Origin of the sequence: Paracoccus sp. (in: a-proteobacteria) (genome assembly GCF_030536915.1) — a bacterium.
Taxonomy (GTDB): domain Bacteria; phylum Pseudomonadota; class Alphaproteobacteria; order Rhodobacterales; family Rhodobacteraceae; genus Paracoccus.
In genome coordinates this window covers 1-3,904 of sequence record NZ_JAUNPC010000146.1, presented here as the reverse complement: position 1 = coordinate 3,904, position 3,904 = coordinate 1, and the positions used below count along the sequence as shown (strand labels likewise).

Below are 3,904 nucleotides of genomic sequence, written 5' to 3'. Positions count from 1 at the left end.
GACAGCGGGGGAAATCCCGATTCGCATCGTGGCGACCCACCAGGAATCCGACCCCCGCACACTGGAACAGAGCTTTCGCCTGACCTATGGGAAGGCGGCCCAGCCTTACGCGCATTCCCGCGTGCTGTTCACCGACCACTGCTTTCCGGTCTGCTCGCCCGAATATCTGGAGCGCCATCCCGAGGCCCGCGACCCCGCCGCGCTGGCACGCCTGCCGCTGATCGACATCGACTGGGGCTTTGCCTATTCGGCGGTGCCACGATGGGGCGACTGGTTCGCCGCCGAGGGCGTCTCTCCAGGCCCGGTCCGCCCTGTCGCCGTCCATTCGCTGTCCGGCCTTGCGCTGGAGGCGGCGGCAGCAGGGCAGGGGGCGGTTCTGGCGCAGGCTTCGTTTGTCGCCTCGGACCTGCAATCGGGCCGGCTGCTGCGGCTTTCGGACAGAAGGCTGCAAATGCCCGATCCTTACGTGATCTGCTGGGGTCCGATGACCCTGGGCCGGCTGCCCGCACGCAAGTTCCTGGACTGGATGATGCTTGAAACCAAGGCCCTGCGGGGTGAAAATGTTAAGGCCAGCTAAACAATCAGGCGCTTCTTCTGCGCTGTTGCGGCGTGGTTTTGGCTATACATAAGCAGCAACTCAGCCACGAAAGGGTGCCGCCGTGTTTCTGAAGAACGCCTGGTATGTCGCCGCCTGGAGCCACGAGATCGACGCCAGCCTCAAGCAGGTCGTCGTCCTGGGCGAAAAGATCTGCGTCTTCCGCAACAGTCAGGGCGAGGTGATCGCGCTGGAGGACGCCTGCCCCCATCGCAAGCTGCCGCTGTCCAAGGGCCGCATCAAGGGCGACAACGTGGAATGCGGCTATCACGGACTGACCTTCGACTGCGCGGGGCAATGTGTCTGGGCGCCCGGCGGGGGCCGCATTCCTTCCGCCGCCAAGGTCCGCCCCTATCCGATCCACGAAAAATACGGCCTGGTCTGGATCTGGATGGGCAACGCGGCCATCGCCGACGCCGATGACATCATCGACATCCCGAATTTCGACAGCCCCGACTGGGGCATCAACTCGGGCGACGCGATGGAGCTGGCCTGCAACTACCTGCTGATGTGCGACAACCTCCTGGACCCCACCCACGTCGCCTGGGTCCATGAGGGCAGCTTCGCCCAGGCCGCGACCAAGGACACGCCGCTGAAGGTGACGCGCACGGACAATGGCGTCATTGTCCACCGCTGGATGATGAACGTCGAGCCCGCCCCCTTCTACAAGAAGATCGTCGAGTTCGAGGGCAACTGCGACCGCCTGCAGCATTACGAGGTGCGCTATCCGGCGCACGCGCTGATCCGCGCGGTCTTCACCCCCGCGGGCACCGGCGGGCCGGACGGCACGCTGGACGAGCGGACCTTCGTCATGGACAGCTACAACTTCATGACCCCCGTGAACGAGCGCGAGACGCGCTATTACTGGTTCCAGCTGCGCAACGTCCGCCCGCAGGACGCCGAATTGTCGAAGATGATGGCCCACGACGTCCGCAACGCCTTTTCCGAGGACAAGGCCGTGCTGGAGGAAGTCCAGGTCGGCATGACCCACAAGACCTCGCCCCATATCGACCTGTCGATCGACGCGGGCCAGCTGCGCTTCCGCCGCCAGCTCGAGGCGATGATCGCCGAAGAGCAGATGGTCGATGAAAAGATGAGAGCCTGACGATGGCCGAGGCCTTCCGCCGTTTCCGGGTGGTCCGCAAGGTGCCGGAAAGCAGCGTTATCACCTCGTTCCACCTGGCGCCCGCCGACGGCGGGCCGCTGTGGGAGGCGCGGCCGGGGCAATACCTGACCCTGCGCGTCCCGGCCGAGGGCGGCCCGGTGCTGCGGACCTATTCGCTGTCCTGCGCGGTGGATGCGCCCGACTGCCACCGCATCACCGTCAAGCGCGAGTCGCTGGGTTCCGTCTGGCTGCACGACCGCGTGGCGGAAGGCGACGAGATCGAGATCGCCGCCCCCCGCGGCGCCTTCCACCTGGACGAGGACAGCACCCGCCCGGTCCTGCTGCTGGCGGGCGGGGTGGGGGTGACGCCGCTGCTGTCGATGCTGCACCGGCTGGCGGCGACCGACCGGCGCGCCTTCTTCGTCCACGCCTCCGAGAACGGCGTGGTCCATGCGATGCGGGACGAGGTCGCGGCGCTGGCGGCGGCTTCCGAAGGGCGCATCACGGTGCGCCACGTCTATCGCGCCCCCACGGACGCGGATCGCGCCGCCGGCCGGTTCGACGCCGAGGGCGTGGTGGACCGGGCCTTGCTGCAATCGCTGCTGCCGCTGGACGACTATCAGGTCTATCTGTGCGGGCCGACGCCCTTCATGGTGGCGATGTGGCGGCTGCTGACGGGCCTGGGCATCGCGCCCGAGCGCATCGCCTATGAGTTCTTCGGCAAGGGCGGCTCGCTGGCGGCTCTGGCGGCCGAACCCGAGGCGCCGCGCGTCAGGCCCGCCACCCATGTCCCCGCCCATGCGCCGAGATCGCTGGCGAGGCTGGAGTTCCTGACCGACCCCGACGCCCGCGCCGTTCCCGAAGCCCCGCCGCGCCTGTCCTCGGCCCCGCAGGCTGCCGTCCCAGCCGCAGCAGTCGAGGGCGATCAGGTGGTCTTTGCCCGCGCGGGTGTCACCGCCGCATGGGACGCCGCCGCGGGGTCCATCCTCGAACTGGCCGAGGCCGCAGGGCTGACCCCCGAGTTCAGTTGCCGCGAGGGGATCTGCAACACCTGCCGCTGCACGATCCGCGAGGGCGCGGTGGAATACACCAGCGAACCCCTGGACCCGCCGCCCGCAGGACAGGTGCTGATCTGCTGTTCGCGCCCCGTGGGCCGGGTGGTGCTGGAAATCTGAGAAGGGAGCCGGGCCGATCCGTCAGCCCGGCATCCGTTCGACCGCCGCCGCGTCCAGTTCGGGCCCGACGGTGAACAGGTGGTCCCCCGGCCGGACCAGCGCGTTGCGCCGCGCGACCAGGATCACGCCCGCGACCGGGGCGGCCAGTTCCTGCGGCGGCAGGTCCAGGTCGAAAAGGTCGCGCAGGATCGCCAGCGGCTGTCCTTCCGCGACCCGGTCCCCCAAGGCGACCAGCGGCTCGGCCAGCGCCTGGCGCATCACCGTCACATGGCCACTGCCCGCGCCCAGATCGGCAAAGCGCGTCGGCGGCGCTGTTCCGGCGCCCAGCCTGCGCGCGACCTCGGCGCCGATCACGCCCTGGGCTGCCAGCAGCCGTAGAACCCCTTGCCAGCCCGCCTCCAGCGAGGCGCGCGACACCCGCCCCCCGCCCCCGAGTTCACAGGAAAACATGGCGCAACCGGCCGCCTGGGCGGCGGAATCGAGATCCCCTCCGGTGTTGCCGGGCGGGACCACGACCGTCCAGGGCAGGCCGAAGGTCTCGGCCAGCGTCCGGTTGCGGCGGTCCGTCTGCGCGTCGCCGGTCAGCGTCAGATAGGCGCAGTCGATGTAATCGGCGTTCGTTCCCCCCGAATGGAGGTCGATCACCAGCCCCGCGCGCGGCATCAGATGGGCGGTGACGAAGCCCGCCAGCGCCCGCGTCGGTCCCGCCCCCGTCGCGCCCGGAAAGGAACGGTTCATGTTGCCCTGGTCCAGCGGTGAAACCCGCCGCGCGGCCAGGACCGCCGGCATGTTCAGCGCAGGCATCAGGATCAGGCCGCCGGAGACATCGGCGAGTTCCAGCATCTCGAACAGGCGCCGGGCGATGATCTGCCCCTCGTATTCGTCGCCATGGTTGCCGCCCGTGATCAGCGCGACGGGGCCGGCACCGCCACGGATCACGCCCAGGGGGCTGCGGATCGCGGAATAATCCCGGTCGTTATCGGAATGGTCCAGTTCCACCCAGCCCCAGGACTTGCCCGGCGCGTCCAG

The 3,904-nt window shown here is 68.9% G+C and carries 4 protein-coding genes; 3 read left to right on the top strand and 1 reads right to left on the bottom strand.

The window, feature by feature from the left end; genetic code table 11:
• The 3 genes from Q4F04_RS14855 to Q4F04_RS14845 all read left to right on the top strand — a co-directional run.
• Nucleotides 1-577 (top strand): LysR substrate-binding domain-containing protein (locus Q4F04_RS14855; RefSeq protein WP_303370574.1); only part of this gene is annotated, 577 nt, incomplete at its 5' end.
• 82 nt (nt 578-659) lie between these two features.
• Nucleotides 660-1,700, top strand: a complete 1,041-nt coding sequence (locus Q4F04_RS14850; protein ID WP_090757468.1) for an aromatic ring-hydroxylating dioxygenase subunit alpha — start codon at nt 660-662, stop codon at nt 1,698-1,700.
• A 2-nt stretch (nt 1,701-1,702) separates the two neighbouring features.
• Nucleotides 1,703-2,875 (top strand): 2Fe-2S iron-sulfur cluster-binding protein, encoded by a 1,173-nt coding sequence (locus Q4F04_RS14845; protein ID WP_303370573.1) that lies wholly within the window; start codon nt 1,703-1,705, stop codon nt 2,873-2,875.
• A gap of 21 nt (nt 2,876-2,896) precedes the next feature.
• Here Q4F04_RS14845 and Q4F04_RS14840 read toward each other — a convergent pair.
• On the bottom strand, nt 2,897-3,904 hold a 1,008-nt coding region (locus Q4F04_RS14840; RefSeq protein ID WP_303370572.1), incomplete at its 5' end, for a succinylglutamate desuccinylase/aspartoacylase family protein.